General features: G+C 61.6%; 12 protein-coding genes. 8 read left to right on the forward strand and 4 right to left on the reverse strand.

The window, feature by feature from the left end:
• Positions 1–122 precede the first annotated feature (122 nt).
• Together Q4S41_RS11165 and Q4S41_RS11170 are read left to right on the forward strand one after the other, a co-directional pair.
• Positions 123–1,190 carry an OmpA family protein gene (locus tag Q4S41_RS11165; RefSeq protein WP_305031193.1) on the forward strand — a complete coding sequence of 356 codons (1,068 nt, stop codon included), beginning with the start codon at positions 123–125 and terminating at the stop codon, positions 1,188–1,190.
• Between the two features lie 45 nt (positions 1,191–1,235).
• A complete protein-coding gene (locus tag Q4S41_RS11170) occupies positions 1,236–2,039 on the forward strand; it encodes a polysaccharide deacetylase family protein (protein WP_305031194.1) in 804 nt (267 codons plus the stop codon).
• 147 nt (positions 2,040–2,186) lie between these two features.
• Here Q4S41_RS11170 and Q4S41_RS11175 read toward each other — a convergent pair whose 3' ends face one another.
• Positions 2,187–3,293, reverse strand: coding sequence for a catalase family protein (locus Q4S41_RS11175; protein WP_305031195.1), 1,107 nt, complete (start codon positions 3,291–3,293; stop codon positions 2,187–2,189).
• Positions 3,294–3,469: 176 nt separating this feature from the next.
• On the opposite strand from Q4S41_RS11175, the gene Q4S41_RS11180 reads away from it, so the two are divergent.
• The gene (locus Q4S41_RS11180; RefSeq protein WP_305031196.1) at positions 3,470–4,033 is read left to right on the forward strand and encodes a pseudouridine synthase; all 564 of its coding nucleotides are present in this window, start codon (positions 3,470–3,472) and stop codon (positions 4,031–4,033) included.
• 75 nt (positions 4,034–4,108) lie between these two features.
• Here the strand turns inward: Q4S41_RS11180 and Q4S41_RS11185 are convergent, their stop codons facing one another.
• Both Q4S41_RS11185 and Q4S41_RS11190 read right to left on the reverse strand, forming a co-directional pair.
• Positions 4,109–7,780, reverse strand: a complete 3,672-nt coding sequence (locus Q4S41_RS11185; protein ID WP_305031197.1) for an ABC transporter permease/M1 family aminopeptidase — start codon at positions 7,778–7,780, stop codon at positions 4,109–4,111.
• A 129-nt stretch (positions 7,781–7,909) separates the two neighbouring features.
• Positions 7,910–8,797 (reverse strand): ABC transporter ATP-binding protein, encoded by an 888-nt coding sequence (locus Q4S41_RS11190; protein WP_305031198.1) that lies wholly within the window; start codon positions 8,795–8,797, stop codon positions 7,910–7,912.
• A gap of 185 nt (positions 8,798–8,982) precedes the next feature.
• Between Q4S41_RS11190 and Q4S41_RS11195 the strand changes: the two genes are divergently transcribed.
• The 4 genes from Q4S41_RS11195 (at position 8,983) to Q4S41_RS11210 (ending at position 12,816) form a co-directional block, all read left to right on the forward strand.
• Entirely contained in the window at positions 8,983–9,117 is a 135-nt protein-coding gene (locus tag Q4S41_RS11195) for a hypothetical protein (protein ID WP_305031199.1), read from the forward strand.
• Positions 9,118–9,342: 225 nt separating this feature from the next.
• Complete coding sequence (locus tag Q4S41_RS11200) at positions 9,343–9,975, forward strand: FKBP-type peptidyl-prolyl cis-trans isomerase (RefSeq protein ID WP_305031200.1); 633 nt, start codon at positions 9,343–9,345, stop codon at positions 9,973–9,975.
• A gap of 9 nt (positions 9,976–9,984) precedes the next feature.
• Entirely contained in the window at positions 9,985–10,746 is a 762-nt protein-coding gene (locus tag Q4S41_RS11205; RefSeq protein WP_305031201.1) for a hypothetical protein, read from the forward strand.
• Between the two features lie 111 nt (positions 10,747–10,857).
• Entirely contained in the window at positions 10,858–12,816 is a 1,959-nt protein-coding gene (locus Q4S41_RS11210) for a KUP/HAK/KT family potassium transporter (RefSeq protein WP_305031202.1), read from the forward strand.
• 87 nt (positions 12,817–12,903) lie between these two features.
• Here the strand turns inward: Q4S41_RS11210 and Q4S41_RS11215 are convergent, their stop codons facing one another.
• Positions 12,904–14,685: a M61 family metallopeptidase gene (locus Q4S41_RS11215; protein ID WP_305031203.1), complete on the reverse strand. Its 1,782-nt coding sequence runs from the start codon at positions 14,683–14,685 to the stop codon at positions 12,904–12,906.
• Positions 14,686–14,855: 170 nt separating this feature from the next.
• Here Q4S41_RS11215 and Q4S41_RS11220 point away from each other — a divergent pair, with 170 nt between their 5' ends.
• Positions 14,856–15,761 carry a C40 family peptidase gene (locus tag Q4S41_RS11220; RefSeq protein WP_305031204.1) on the forward strand — a complete coding sequence of 302 codons (906 nt, stop codon included), beginning with the start codon at positions 14,856–14,858 and terminating at the stop codon, positions 15,759–15,761.
• Positions 15,762–16,099: the final 338 nt, after the last annotated feature.

Genomic DNA, 16,099 nt, shown 5'->3' on the forward strand with positions numbered 1-16,099 from the left:
ATCCAGAACGTCATGCTGAGCGGAGCCGAAGCATCTCTACCGCGTAAGTAATTCAATTACTCCTGCGGTAGAGATGCTTCGGCTCCGCTCAGCGTGACGTTCTGTTTTTTTAATTTCGCTTTATGAAACGCAGCTTTTGGTACGGCATGGGCTGCCTGCTGCTGGCGGGCCCCGTGCAAGCCCAATCCCTGACGGGCATTTGGCAGGGCGTGGAAAACGAAACCACCAAGCCAAACGACTATTGGCCGTCGCTGCTCCGGCTGCAGCAAAGCAAAGGGCCGGCGGTGTTTGGCGTGCTCTACGAGGAAGTGGGCGGCAACCCCAACGTCACGGTCACGTTCCAGATGCAGGGCACCCGCACGGCCACGGGCCTGCGCCTGGAACACGTTGATAAGCTGAACGAAACCGGCCGAACGCCACTTAGTTACTGGTGCGACGGCTCCATCACCTTCACCTACGACCCGGCCCTGGAAAAGCTGACCGGCCACGCCACCTACCGCCCCCACGGCGACTGCTCGGTGGGAACGTTCACCCTCTACCGCGTGAAGTTGAAATCGGCCGCCACGGTGCCGGCGGGAGTCGAAAGCAGCCTCCGCGTCTCGGGCCGCAACGTGCTCTGGTACGCCGATGCCGAACTGAAGCAGCCCGTAAATACCGGCAATATTTTCCGCACTAAACTCACCAAAACCACCACGTTCTACATCACCCAAGGCTATTACCCAACCAAGGAAAGCTCGGCCGTGCCCATCACCGTCAAAGTAACGGGCACACTGCCGAAAGAGATGCCGCCACCGGCCCCCGCGCCGCCCGTGGCGGCCCCGGATACGGCCCGCCCCGCGCCGGCCGCCCCCCTGATTTCGACCACGCCGGTGGTCCTGCCCACGGTGCTCTTCAAGGTAGGCAAGCCGGAGCTGCTGCCCGAATCCAGCCCGGCCCTCGACCAGCTGGCCGCCGAGCTGAAAGCGCGCCCGGAGCTGCAAATTCGCGTCTCGGGCCACGCCGATAAAGTGGGCGAGCCCGATAAAAACCAGGTGCTGAGCGAGCAGCGGGCCGAAGCGGTGAAGGCCTATCTGGTGCAGGCCGGCATCGCGGCCGGCCGCATCAGCACCATCGGCTATGGCGACACGCGCCCCCTGCACCCCTCGCCCGACGTGCGCAACCGGCGCGTGGAAGTGGAAGAGGTGAAATAGCGCGCCGCGCGGCGCATCTTTGCCCCCGACCTTACCCTTCCGCCGATGAAATCCCCCACCCTGGCGCTGGCTGCCAGCTTCCTGACAGCCGGCGCGGCTGTCGCTCAAACTTCGCCTGCGCCAAATCAGTGGAATGGCAAGCCCTGCGCCGTGGTGCTCACCTACGACGACGCCATCGACGTGGACCTCGACAACGTGGTACCGGCCCTGGATTCGGCCAAGTTCCGGGGCACTTTCTACCTCATCGGCTCCTCTCCCGTCATCAAAAAGCGGCTGGCCGAATGGCGCCGCGCCGCCCAGCGCGGGCACGAGCTGGGCAACCACGCCCTGTTTCACCCCTGCGATGGGAGCCTGCCGGGCCGCAGCTTTGTGAAGCCCGACCACGACCTGCACACTTACACCGTGGGCCGCGCCGTGGACGAAATCAGGGCCAACAACGCGCTGCTCAGCGCCATCGATGGCAAAACGGCCCGCACCTTCGCCTACCCCTGCGGCGATTTGCAGATTGGCGGCGTGAAATTTTACGACCAGCTGAAAACCGACTTTGTGGCCGCCCGGGGCGTGTCGCCCGGCTTGCAAACGGCCGCCCAGGTCGACCTGAGCAACGTGGACGCCTACTCCATCAACGGCCAAAACGGCCAATACATGATTGACCTTGTGAAACAGGCGCAAGCGTCGCACACCCTGCTGGTGTTTCTATTTCACGGCGTGGGCGGCGGGCACAGCCTGAATGTGGACCTGGCGGCGCATCGGCAGCTGCTGCGCTACCTCAAGGCGCACGATAAGGAAATCTGGGTAGCGCCGATGGTGGAAGTGGCCGAGAAAATCCGGGCTGAGCAGCAGCATTGAGAGCCGCCAGAATAGAAATCGGAACGTCATGCCGAGCGGAGCCGAAGCATCTCTACCGCGTAAGTAATTTATTCACTCTCGCAATAGAGATGCTTCGGCTCCGCTCAGCATGACGTTCCTTTAGTCAATCTAACACAGCTGAAAACCTCAGTCCGGCAGTTCGTTGATGTCGCGCGGCTCGCGGCGGGGCTGCGCGTTCATGCGGTGGCGGTAGGCCGACGACGTTTCATAAGCCTTGATGCGGGCGCGGTTGATGGAGCCCAGCGGCCGGTGCTCGGCCAGGCAGTGGAAGGGGTTGAACGACAGCACGTCATCGGCAAACACGCGGCGGGCGGGGCTGTAGGCATCCTGCGCCGGAATCACGATTTTGCCGAGGCCCTGGTAAGGGCTCTGGTCCTGGGGCCAATCCACGGAGGCATCTTCCACGGGCATGGTTTTCAGGTCGGTGCAGAGCTGGGCGCGGAGCTCATACTCGGCCCCCTGGCTGCGGAAAAAGTCGACCACCAGGTCGCGCCAGCCGGCAGGCTCCGTAATCTTCACCTGCTCGCCGGCCAGGGCCTGCACATTGCCCGACAGCGGTGCCACGCTGATTTTCGACACGTAGTCGCCGAAGCGAATGGCCCCGAGCGTGGTGAAGGTTTCGCCGATGATGTTGTTGTGGGGATGGGGCGGCACGACGAGTGGGATTTCTTTTTTCAGGCCCACGGCATCGAGGGCCTGGTTGATGAGGGTGCCGGCTTCGGTCAGGATGGTGGTGGCCACCTCCGGGGCGTGCAGAAACACCTTTTCCTGGCGCAGCTGCATGTCGTGGTAACTCTTAATGTCGCCGGTGGGAATGATGGTATCGTTCACCATCAGGAAATCCTGGGTCACCTCGTCCGCCTGGTCGGGCAGGAACTTCCGGCCCTCTACCCCAATGATTTTCACGGCCAGCCCTTTCACTGCCGACTGCGTATCGGGGTCGATAGCGCCGGGGGCCGACGAGAAGCGGAGAATGACCGGATACACCCGGGGCTCCCGAAATAGGCCCTGGGCCAGGTGCTCGGGCAGGCTGGGATAGATGTGCAGCTCGCCGCGCAGCACGCCGTGGCTCTTGGCGTGGGCGTCGCGAATGGCGTGGCGGTGCTTCTCGAACATGAAGCGGTTGACCCGCGCCATCGACTCGACCGTTTCATTGGTGAGTTGTTCTTCGTTGGGCTGGATTTCTTCCACGCCATCGGCGTAGCGGACGTAGGGGCTGGTAGGCGTTGGCATCAGAAAACGGGTTTGGGTGTTTATTCCTTACGCGCCCCGTCGCTGGCAAGGATTCGCCTCCCAGCTATTAATGAGACTACTTTTGCGGCAGTTCAAAGCTTGGCCAACTGGTTTTTCGCATAGAAAAACAAGCACTTTAGCGCGCCCATTGCCGAGGCAATATTTCTTCAAATTTCATGTCGCACCGCCATTTCCTCATCCACAAGCCTTACGGCTACCTCAGCCAGTTTGCGGGTGAGGCCAAGAAGAAAAAGCTGGGCGAATTCCACGATTTTCCCGAAGGCATCATGGCCATCGGCCGGCTCGATGAGGACAGCGAAGGCCTGCTCCTGCTCACCACCGACGGCCGCATGAGTGAGCTGGTGCGCAGCCGCAAAATCGAGAAGGAATACTACGCCCAGGTCGATGGCCTGATGACCGACGCGGCCGTTGCGCAGTTGCAAACCGGCGTCGAAATCGGCATTCACGGCGTGAAATACATCACCAACCCTTGCCAGGCGCGCCGCCTCGACGCCACGCCGGATTTCGCCCCGCGCACCCGCAAAATCCGCGACGACCGCCACGGGCCCACGTCCTGGGTTTCCATCATCGTGACGGAAGGCAAGTTCCGGCAGGTGCGCAAGATGACGGCCGCCGTGGGCTTCCCCACGCTGCGGCTGGTGCGGGTGCGGGTGGGCGACACGTGGCTGGGCGACCTAGCCGCCGGTGAGGTGCGAGAAGTGCCGGATTTTGGGCTGTAGCGTGGACGCTGCGAGTCCGCGCTTCGTTAGACCGTCCCTCAGCCAGGCGCGGACTCGCAGCGTCCACGCTACCAGTCACTTCACCGCCACCGGCTTTGAGCCAGCTTTCTGTTCGTCTACATACTTCACATTATCAATGTAATACCGCTCAATCAGCTTTTGGTACGGGTCGACGCCGGCTTTGACGGGCTTCTCATTCACCACAAAGGAAAGCGTGGTTTCGGGCTTGGTGAGCTTGATTTTCTTCAGAAACAGCGCTTTGCCGCGCACGTCCCAGGCCTCGCCCTGCGACTTATCGGGTCCGAAAATGCCCAGGTCCACGTAGTCGGCCACCGGAATAGACTTTTCGTTGCCGAGGCTGTCGGCGCGCAGCTTTTCGGCTTTGATGGTGAGGCTGACGTTGTATTTGCCGTCGGGGCGCGGGGTGTAGGTGGCGCTTTTTAGCTCGTTTTTGTAGAGCGTGATGGTTTCGAACATGTCGTGCAGCACGTACTGCATCGAGTCGGGCGTGGCCTGGCGCAGGTAGGCCATCAGGTCGGCCGTGTTGGGGTACGGGCGGGTCTGGTAGCGGTTTTTGGTGATGAAGGCCCGGAGCGCGCCGTTCAGCTTGTCCTCGCCGATGTAGTCCTGCAGGGCGTAGAACACCATGCCGCCCTTGTAATAATGGATGTAGGGCTGCGACTCGCACAGCATGAGGGGCTGCTCCTTTTTGCGCTCCTGGCGGCGGCCGCGCAGGTAGTTGTCCAGCTCGCGGCGCATAAACTGCTGCATCTTATTAGGCGTGAACTCGTGCTTGGCCGTCATGATGGCCGAATATTCGGCCAGCGACTCGACGAGCATGCTGCTCCCTTGCACGTTAGCCCCCACCAGCTGGTGGCCCCACCACTGGTGGGCCAACTCGTGGTTGGTGATGAAAAAGGTGAGGTCGGGCTTGGTGGAATCGCGCAGGTCGTCAATAAAGCCGGCGCTTTCCGAAAACGGCACTGTGTTGGGGAAGCTCTGGGCGAAGGACTTGTAGCGCGGAAACTCCAGCACCCGAATCTGGCGGTATTGGTAGGGCCCGAAAGCGGCCGTATAGTACGGCAGGGCCTTACGCAGGGCCTCGGCCATGCGGGCCACGTTGTAGCCGTGCTTGGGGTCGTGGTAGATTTCGATGGCCACGGGCGGGCCGCCAGCGGGGTTTTGCCAGCTTTCGCGGTGCATTTGGTAGCGGGCCGACAGCACCGACACCATGGGCATCATGGGCTGGTCCATCTGGTAGCGGAAGTAGCGGCGGCCGTATTGCAGCCACTCCTTTTGCAGGTAGCCCGGCGTGATGGCCACCTGGTCGGGGTCGGTGCTCACGGTGGCCTGGTAGCGCACGTAGTCGCCATCGGGCCCAAAATCGGCCTGGTTGCGGCCGCGCGGGTCGTTGAGGCGGCGGGCGCGGTCTTTGGGCCGGAGGCCGTTGCGCTGGCGCACGTTGTCGTCTTCCAGCTCACTGCCGGGCTGGTAGCCAATGTGCAGGCCGGGGTCGTTGAGGAAGGTGCCGTTGGCCGTCAGGCGGTCTTCGGGCGAAATAGTGGCCCAGTCGAACACGCCGTTGGCCTTGAGGCGCGAGGTGAAACCCCGGGCGCGGTACGCCACATCGAAACGCAGGTCAAGCGAGTCGCCGGGGGCCAGCGGCCGGGCCAGGCGGTAGAGGCGCACGCCGGCCACGGGGTCGTTGTGCAGCACCTGGGCCGCCCGGCTCAAACTGAGCCTGTTAGTGAGGCTGGGGTTGGCGTCGTAGTTGATGAAGAGGGTATCCAGGGCCCGGCTTTCCTTGTTGCGCAGGGTGTAGGTGCCCGCCATGCGGTAGCCGCGCGGGCTGGCCGTGGGGTACAGGTCGGCGTTGAGGCGAATGGCCACAATCTTGGGCTGCGGCAGGTTTTCGTAGCGCTTGTAGGCGCGTTCGGCGGCGGCCTGCCGGGCTTCCAGGGCCTTGGGCGTCACGTATTGATTGAGGATGTTGGCGTTATAGAACACCCAGCCGCCGGCCACGAAAAACAGCCCCAGCCCCGCCGCCAGCGCCGGCCGCATGCCCGCCCCGCGCAGCCGCTGCCCAAACAGCCGCATGCGAGCCCCCGCGCCAGCATCGTTGCCCCGTACCCAAAGCAGGCCCGTGAGCAGCACCAGCACCAGCGCCCCGGCCAGGTAATAGGTATTGATGGCCAGCAGCGGCGCCACCATATGCCCGTAGCCGTTCATGTCGGAATAGGTATAAGGCACGGCCGCCCCAAACTTGAGCAACGCGTGGTGCAACCCTAGCGCATCGGCCAGCAGAAACACCACCCCGTAGTACACCATCATTAGGGCGTGGCCCACGTACTTGTTGTTGGCCACCGTTTGCACGGCCAGAGCCAGCGTGCAGAGCACGGCGACGTTGGCCACCTGCGGGGTGAAATCCTTGAAGTAGAGTAGCGGCTCGACCAGCGCCGGTGCCCGGTAGAGCTGAATGGCCAGCCCCACCCCGTCCATCACCAGGGTAAGCAGCACCTGCACCGCCAGCAGTGCCAGCAGCTTACTCAGAAACGGCACCCAGTTCGAAAACGGCAGCGCATCGAAAACCAGCTGGAGCCGAGTGTCCCGCTCGCGCCACACCAGCTCGCCGGCGTAAATGGTGATGATTAGAATCTGGAACAGCGTGTAATTGTCGTTCACCAGGCGCAGTATCAGGTACGTCACCGGCATCTGAATGCCACGAGCGTCCTCGTAGGTGAAGTAGGCGTTGAAAAGCACGAACACCACGCCCAGCAGCGCCAGCACCCGAAACGGCCAGGCCCGCACCACGTTCAGCGCCTGCACTTTCACCATTTGGCGCAGCTGCCACCAGCCCAGCCCCGCCCCAAACGCCTGCGGCGAACGGCGCAAGCCGCCCGCCACGGCCATAACCGGAGCCGCTTCGGGCGCGGCCTTTTTCACGCGGGTTTTGGGCTGGCCCAGCCGGAATAGTGCGCACGCCACCAGCAGTAGCACCACCCCAATGCTGCCCCAGAGCAGCCGGTTCTGCACCAGCTCGCCCCCGAAGAAATTCAGCAGCCGGGTGTTGCGCTCGGCAATGGTCCAGTAATTGGCATCGATGTTCTTGGCGCCCAGCCCAAACGGGTCGAGCTGCGCAAAGAGGTGGTCGCTGCTGACTTTGTTGGCAAACGTGAACGAAACCTGATACAGCACAAACAGCACAATTCCCCCCAGATACACCACCAGCGGCGAGCGAAACAGCAGGTAAGCCGCAAAAAAAATGCAGCCCGCAAACAGCGCGTTCACCCAGGCCCCAAACACCAACGGCCCTAGCAGCGCCAGCGGCATCACTGGCCCCAGCTTGTCGGACTCCACCCACGGCATAAGCATGCCCAGCAGCGCCCCCACCGAGATGCCGCTCATAATGAACCAGATGGCCAGCAGCGACCCCAGAAACCGGCCGCTCAAGTAGGCCGGCTTGGTGATGGACGTGGTGTACACCAGACCCGTTATGCCGTCCTTGTCGTCGCGGTAAATGGGCGTGCCGAGAATAGCCGCCGTCACAAACATGCCCAGAATGGAGGCGATGATGTGCAGCTGCGCCAGCGCATCGGGCGAGTTGACGTGCACCTTGGCGCTGGCAAACCCAAAGTCTTCCACCGTTTGGGACAGGAAGCCCGCCAGCGCAAACACGCCGAAATACAGGTAAGTACTGGGCTGCGTGAACCGGTAGCGCAGCTCGAAGCGAAGTATGTGAAGAAACATGGTCTGATGAAGTCGAAGGAACGTCATGCTGAGCGGAGCCGAAGCATCTCTACCGCGCAACTAATCTTCATTTAGTATTGCGGTAGAGATGCTTCGGCTCCGCTCAGCATGACTGTTCTAATTGATTATTTAGACAGCTGCCGCTTTCTCCCGTTTCGCCAGCCGATGGAAATACACGTCCTCCAGCGTGGCCTCGGCCGGTTGGAACTGCCCGTTTATCGGCTGTTCGCTGAATACCCGCACGATGGGCTGCCCCGCCACCAGCTTCGAGGAAATCACCTCATACTCCGATTTCAGCTGCGCCAGTGCGGCTTTCTCGGTCTTGGTGCGGTACACTTTGCCCCGAATTTCGCCAATCACGTCGTTTGGCGAGCCAGTGGCCACCACCTCCCCGCCGGCAATAATAGCCATGTTGGGGCACAGCTCGGTCACGTCTTCAACGATGTGCGTGGAGAGGATAACCACCACGTTTTCACCGATTTCTGACAGCAGGTCCAGAAACCGGTTGCGCTCCGTGGGGTCGAGGCCGGCGGTGGGCTCGTCCACGATGATGAGCTGCGGCGCCCCGAGCAGCGCCACCGCAATGCCGAAGCGCTGCCGCATGCCGCCCGAGTAGCCGCCCACCGCCTTTTTGCGGGCCGCCCACAGGTTGGTTTGCTGAAGCAGTCCTTCCACCGCCAGCCTGCGCTCGGCCCCGTCCCGAATGCCCTTGAGGCCCGCGAAATAATCGAGCAGCACCTCGGCCGAAATGCTCGGGTAGAGCCCGAACTCCTGCGGCAGGTAGCCGAGTACCCGGCGCACCGCATCCTTCTCGGTCAGCACGTTGATGTTGCCCAGCATAATGCTGCCGGCATCGGGCTCCTGCAGGGTGGCGATGGTGCGCATGAGCGAGCTTTTGCCCGCGCCGTTGGGGCCCAGCAGTCCGAACATGCCGTTGGGTATGGTGAGCGACACGTCGCGCAAGGCGCGCACGCCATTGGGGTAGGTTTTGGATAGATTCGTAATGCGAAGCTCCATGCTGTAAAATCGGTTAAAGTACTGGCCCAAAAGTGGTAGCTGATGATTTGCAATATATTTTAAATTGTCTCTTTTTCATTATTATTTGTGTCGTCTTATTCATTTTGCGCTGCATGCATAACATATTCCGGACTTTTGCCGTATCTTTGCAGGGCAATACCACTAGGGTTATCCATCGCATTATCATGAAAAAGACCACTGCCATTTCCTTCTCCTCGTTGCTGCTGCTGGGCGGCGTAAGCTACCTGGCTGCCAAACTGGCCGACCTGGACCTGACGTTTTTCTTCGATAACGACGACGACCACGCCCACTACTGCTAAGCCTTTTTATAGCGCTACCGCTGCTATTTCCCCGATTCTCTGAAAAAGCCCGGCCGTAAGGCGGGGCTTTTTTGTTTGCTGACCGGCCAATGCGGCGGGCCGGCCGGGTTCGGCCCGGCTTTTGGAACTTTCGCTTTCCAACGGCGTAACCCGTTGAGCTATTTTTCCACTTGTGGCGGGCGGGGCATTACGCCTGCGCAGCCCCTTCAATCCCCTCCTGGTTTTATGAACCTCGATTCCCACCAAGCTCAGGTGAGCTACATCATTGGCCGCGACTTGGCCCGCAACTTCGCCCAGCAAGGCCTCGACCTGGACGTGGACACGCTGGCCGGCGCCCTCAAAGAAGGCCTGCAGGGCCTCCCCAGCCGCCTCACCCAGGAGCAAATGCAGGCCGCCATGCAGCAATTGCAAGAGCAAATGGGCGGCGCCGAAGACGACCAAGACGACAACCAAGACCCCAATTCCATGAACAACAAAGCCGAAGGCGAAGCCTTCCTCGCCGAAAACGCCAAGAAGCCCGGCGTCACCACCCTGCCCAGCGGCCTGCAGTACGAGGTAATCACGCAGGGCACCGGCGCCAAGCCCACCCTGCGCTCCTCGGTGACGACTCATTACCACGGCACCCTGATTAACGGCAAGGTGTTCGACAGCAGCTACCAGCGCGGCCAGCCCGCCACCTTCCCCGTCAACGGCGTGATTGCCGGCTGGACCGAAGCCCTGCAGCTGATGCCCGAAGGCTCGAAGTACCGCCTCTACATCCCCTCCGACCTGGCTTACGGCAAGCGGGGCGCCGGCCGCGACATCCCCGGCGATACCGCGTTGATTTTCGACGTGGAGTTGCTGAAAGTGAACAACTGAGGGACCGCCGTGGCGGCAGCCGCGCCCACTCGGGCCACTGCCGCCACGCGCACCGCGCCGCCCACCTGGACGCGCACCACTACCCTACCGGCGCATGCCGACCCCATGAAAGACGTTGAAAATCAGCTTCCCGCTGAATCAGCCCCTGCGGCCCCGGAAGAAATTTCCGGGGCTTCTTTGCTGACTACGGCCCCGGTTGAAAGTACCAGCGGGCCGGTTTACCAGCCCACGGCTGCGCCGGTGGCCGTGGCTGAGCTACCGGAGTTGCCGCCGCTGCACAGCGACGATGGCCGCGTGCAGCTCACGGGCACCACACTCACGGTGCGCGGGCAGCAGTTCTTGCTGCGTGAGTTGGAGCGCGTCGAAATAACGCCGGTGAAGTGGATACTGTGGTACCTGCTGGGCGGCCTGGGCTTGGCCACGGTCATGATTGCCTTCCTGGAAAACTGGCTGCGCACCGGCCCGGCCATGCTGGGCATGGCCCTCACAGCGCTGCTGCTGGCCTACGGGCACCGCGGCACCAACCGCCTGCGCCTGCATCGCCTGGGCCGCGAGGCCCTGAATTTTGCCCTGCCCGGCGAAACGCTGCCCTGGCAGCGCTTCACCGCGGAGGTGAACCGTCGAATCTTCCGGGTGCACGACCACGCCGCCCGTGTGGATGCCGCCCTCCTCGCCGCCGCCGATGAAGCCACCCAACAAGCCGCCCGCGAAGCGCAGGCCGCCGCCGAAACCAGCGGTGAGTCAAATAATAATTCGTTGACAGCCAATTAATCCGACTTTCGCCGGCCATCTTCGTAAGCACAATCCGGCCACTTGGCTGCTACCTTCGCGCCCCGTAATTCAGTTGGCAGGTAGCCGCTGCAGACACTCGTTTTTCCCATTATGGACTCTAAACATTCGCACACCGCCATTTCTGGGGCGGGGTTGCTCATTGCCCTCGGCATCATTTACGGCGACATCGGCACCTCGCCGCTCTACGTGATGTCGTCCATCCTCAAAGGGGCCGTCGTGCCCGATTTGATTGATGAGCACCTGGTGCTGGGCGCCATTTCCTGCGTGATTTGGACGCTCACCCTCCAAACCACCGTGAAATACGTGCTGCTCACCCTGAACGCGGACAACAACGGGGAAGGCGGCATTTTCTCGCTTTACGCCTTGGTGCGGCGGCGCGGGGCTTGGCTATCGGCGGTGGCCATCATCGGCGGTTCGGCGCTGCTGGCCGATGGCGTGATTACGCCGCCCATTTCGGTGTCGTCGGCGGTGGAAGGGCTGAAAAACGTGTTTCCCCAGCTGACCCAGGACATCGTCGTGTACATCGTCATTGGGATTATTGCGGGCCTGTTCCTGCTGCAAAGCTTTGGTACCCAGATTGTCGGCAAGGCATTTGGCCCCATTATGTTGCTGTGGTTCACCATGCTGGGCGTGCTGGGCACCGTCTGGATTTTACATAACCCGGTTATCCTCAAGGCCTTCAACCCCTACTACGCCTACGATTTGCTGGTGCGCTACCCGAGCGGGTTCTGGCTGCTGGGCTCGGTGTTTCTGTGCACCACGGGGGCCGAGGCTTTATATTCGGACCTGGGCCACTGCGGCAAAGGCAACATCCGCATCAGCTGGACTTTTGTAAAATCGACGCTGTTGCTCAACTACTTAGGCCAGGGCGCCTGGCTGCTTGCCCATCTGGGCGAGAAGCTCGACGGCCGTAACCCCTTCTATGCGCTGATGCCGCAGTGGTTTCTGCTCATCGGCATCGGCATTGCCACCATTGCGGCCATCATTGCCTCTCAGGCCCTCATCACGGGCTCGTTCACGCTGGTGGCCGAGGCCATTCGCCTGAATATGTGGCCCAAAGTAAAGCTCAACTACCCCACCGACGTGAAGGGCCAGCTCTTCGTGCCGAGCATGAACCGGCTGCTGCTTTTCGGCTGCATCGGGGTGGTGCTCTATTTCCGCGAGTCGACCAACATGGAAGCGGCCTACGGCCTGGCCATCACGCTTACCATGCTGATGACCACCATCTTGCTGTGCATGTGGCTGCGCATGAAGCGCGTGGCGCTGCCCCTCATTGTGCTCTTCGCCGTGGTCTATGGGCTCATCGAAGGCTCCTTTTTAGTGGCCAACCTGGTGAAATTCCCGCACGGCGGCTGGGTGTCGCTGGCCATCGGCGCTACGCTGATGGGCGTGATGTACGTGTGGCTCAAGGCCTACTACATCAAGCGCCGCCTCACCGAATTTGTGCGCCTGGAGCCCTACGTGGACGCCCTCAAACAGCTCAGCGACGATGACTCGATTCCGAAATATTCCACCCACCTGGTGTTCCTGACCTCGGCGGAGCGCAGCTCCGAAATCGAGCAGAAAATCATCTATTCCATTTTCCAGAAGCGCCCCAAGCGGGCTGATATTTACTGGTTTATCCACGTCGACACCACTGACGAGCCCTACACCATGGAATACAAGGTGACCGAAGTAGCGAAGGATGACGTATTTCGTATCAATTTCCGCCTCGGCTTCCGGGTGCAGCAGCGCATCAACCTGTACTTCCGCAAGGTGATTGAGGACCTGGTGCGCAATAAGGAAGTGGACATCACCTCGCGCTACGAGTCGTTGAACAAGCAGCACGTGACCGGCGACTTCCGCTTCGTGGTGCTGGAGAAATTCCTCAGCATCGAAAACGACTTCCCCACCATCGAGAAGCTCGTGATGCAGGCCTACTTCTACATCCGCCAGTTCATCGCCTCCGAAGACCAGTATTTCGGCCTCGATACCTCCTCTGTGAAGGTAGAAAAGGTGCCGCTGGTGATTGCGCCGGTGCGCGAAGTGGCGCTGAAGCGCATTCGCTAAGCACCGTTTATTTCGTATCAGTTTCAACACAAAAGCCCCAGGCGCACTGCCTGGGGCTTTTGTGTTGAAACCGTAAGCCGGGTTGATTTATTTCCCCAGCCACTTGGCCAGCACTTTCTGCTGCGCCGCCGTGGGGTTGGGCATCGGCTGAATCTGGAACTTGATGTCGGGGTTGGCCAGCATCTTGATTTTTAGGTCGCGGGGTAGGCCATCACGGCGCACCTGTAGGGCTACTTCGTTGCCCACCGAGCCATTGAGCAGCGACTTCACCGTTTCTTCGCTGGGCGCGGCGCCGTTGATGAGCAGGATTTCGTCGTTCACGTTCAGGCCGGTGTTCCAGGCCGCGCCGTCGCGCAGCACGCTGGTCACCAGCAGCTTGCCGGTGCGGTTGGAGAACGTGGCGCCCAGCGTGCCCGAAGTGGTGAGCGGGGCGCTGGTCAAATTCAGGCCGGCGTAGCCAAGGGCCGTGGCGAAATCGATGGGCTTGGTGCCGTACACACTGCTCTGGAAGAAGTCGTCGAACCGGCGGCCGGCTACCGTGGCCACGGCGTCCTGGTACTCCTGGTCGGTGAAACCGCGGCCGGCTTTCTTATAATAGGTGTCGTAGAGCAGGCGAAACACATCGTCGAGGTGCTTCTGGCCCTGGGTGGCCTGGGCAATGTTCAAATCGAGCCAAGTGCCAATCAGGTCGCCCTTCGAGTAGTAGCTGATTTGGGTATTGATGGCGTTTTCGTTGGGGCGGTAATACTTAATCCAGGCGTCAAAGCTCGATTCGGCGGCCGACTGCACCTTGTTACCGGGCGTGTTTTCCACTTCGCCGATGGCGTTGGCCAGTTTGCCCAGGTACTCCTCCCGCGAGAGCACGCCGGCCCGCTGCAAAATCTGCTTGGAGTAATACTCGGTCATGCCCTCGCTCACCCACAGCATGTGCGTATAGTTTTCCTGGTCGTAGTTGAACGGCCCCAGCGCCACCGGCCGGATGCGTTTCACGTTCCACAAGTGGAAGTACTCGTGCGCCACCAGGCCCAGAAACGACTTCATGCCGGCATCGGTGCCGTAGGCGGTGCGGCCCACCTCCAGCGTGGTCGAATACAGGTGTTCGAGGCCGCCGCCGCCGCGCTCCAGGTTGTGCACGATGAATACATAATGGTCGAGCGGATTCTGGCCCAGCACGCGGTGCGCTTCCTCGCACACCTTCTTCATTTCGGCCGCTAATTTGGCGTCGTCGGCCTGGTAGGTGCCGTACATGGCCACCTGGTGCGGCGTGCCATTGGCGGTGAATTCCAGCACTTTCTGGTTGCCTATTTCCATCGGCGAGTCGGCCAGTTCGTCGTAGCTGGCCGCTTTGTAGGTGAACTTGGCGCCGTCGGCCGCCGGGCGCAGCGCCGTGCTCACCTTGGCCCAACCGGCGGCTGGCTGCACCACCACGGTGCTGCCCAGCATCTTGTTATCGGCCGGGTACATGAACACGCTGCTGCCGTTGAGGTAGCCGTGGTCAGCGTCGACAAACGAGGTGCGCACGCTCAGCTCAAAGGCGTACACGCGGTAGCTCACCTGAAAATTGGCCTGCTTGGGGTGCTTCACCCGCCAGGTATTCTTGTTGATTTTCTCAAAGGCCAGGGCCTGGCCGCCGGCCGTGCGGGCCTGAAAGCCCTCCACGTTTTTGGCGTACTCGCGCACCAGGTACGAGCCTGGCGCCCACACCGGCATCTTCACATCAGTGTATTCGGCCGGGAAGCCGCCCAGCTCCATTTTCACTTCGAAGTAGTGGGTTTGGGGGGCGGGCATGGCCAGCGAGTAGCGCAGGGTAGGCACCGCGGCGGTGGCGCGGGCACGGGCCGGCAGGTGGCCTGTCAGCGCAGTGGCCAATAGGGAGGCGGAAAGGAGAAGGTGGGATTTTCTAAACATCGACAACGTTATGAAATAAATCGAGGCTGCAAAGTACGCCCCGCCGCCCGCCTCCAACCTAGCCGCCGGCCGTTCCGTTAGGAAGCAGTGTGGCGCTTATTTGCCGCGTGGCTACCGTTATTTTCTTGTTTATGCGCTTTGTATGGATGGCTTTTGCCGGGTTAATTGCCCTGATGGTACTGGTGCTGCCGCGCCTGAGCCACCGCGCGCCCAAGCCCGAAGCTGCCAGGGTCCCTCAAAGCACCCAGCCTTCGAAACCGGTTTCCTCTTTCGCCAGCCTGCGCGAAGCCCCCCGGCCCGGCCCGGCCGCCCGCGCCGACAGCGTGGTGGCCTTCGGGCTGGCCCAGCGCGGCACGCCTTACGTGTACGCGGGCACTTCGCCCCTCACTGGGTTCGACTGCTCGGGGTTCATTATGTACACGTTTGCGCATTTTGGGGTGGCGGTGCCGCATTCTACGGCCTTGCTGATTGATGTGGGCCAGCCCGTGGCGCGCGCCGAGGCCCAGCCCGGCGACATCGTAGTTTTCACCGGCACGGCCAGTACCAGCACCACGCCCGGGCACGCGGGCATCGTCATTTCGCGGCGGGGCGAGGTGCCGTTGCGGTTTGTGCACGCCTCCTCGTCGCGTCGCGAGCACTACGTGAAAGTAAGCCAGGTAGAAGACTCTGACTACGAGCGGCGCTTCCTGCAGGTGCGGCGCGTGCTGGGCGCCGGCGAAGTGGCCACAAAGCGGCCCAAAGACGCTCCCGCCACCCCACCCAAAACGCCAGTGGCTGCGCTACCAGTGCCGGCAGTGCCGGTAGCTGCGCCCGCCGCTGTGCTGGCCCCGGCGTTGCCGCAGAAACTGCCGACCAAAACATATACCAAGGCGCATTTAACCACGGCAAGCCAACGCCTCGCCGCCAGCAGGCCTTCGGCTCACAAGAAAACGACCACCGCAGCCAAAGCCACGGCGAAAAAAACGCCCGCAAAAAAGAAGGTCAGCAAACCGGCCGCCAAGCCCAAAGCCACTGCCCGCAAGCGCCTGGTGCGCTAAGCTACTTTACCCAAAAACCGACCCGCCCGAACGCAGCGATGCCCGGCCTGCCTTTGCCGGCCCACTGAAGGGCGGCTGGGCAAACCGGGCATCTAATCCTTCAAATCTTACCAAGCGGCGAAACTGGGGTACAGTTCCGGCGTCTTTCAGATAAGACCTGGCCGAATGTGGGCAGCCTTAGGAGCTACCCCACGAAGCTGTTGTTAGGCGCGTACTGCGGTGAAGCGTACGACATTCGACAGGCTTGGCAGGATTTGTTTGGGACTACTAGACATTTTGTACCTCCTTTCTTTACGTTCGACATAACACTCGCTCGCGCGGCCCAGCACCTTAGGGCT

The sequence above is a fragment of the Hymenobacter convexus genome (assembly GCF_030580955.1).
Classification (GTDB): Bacteria; Bacteroidota; Bacteroidia; order Cytophagales; family Hymenobacteraceae; genus Hymenobacter.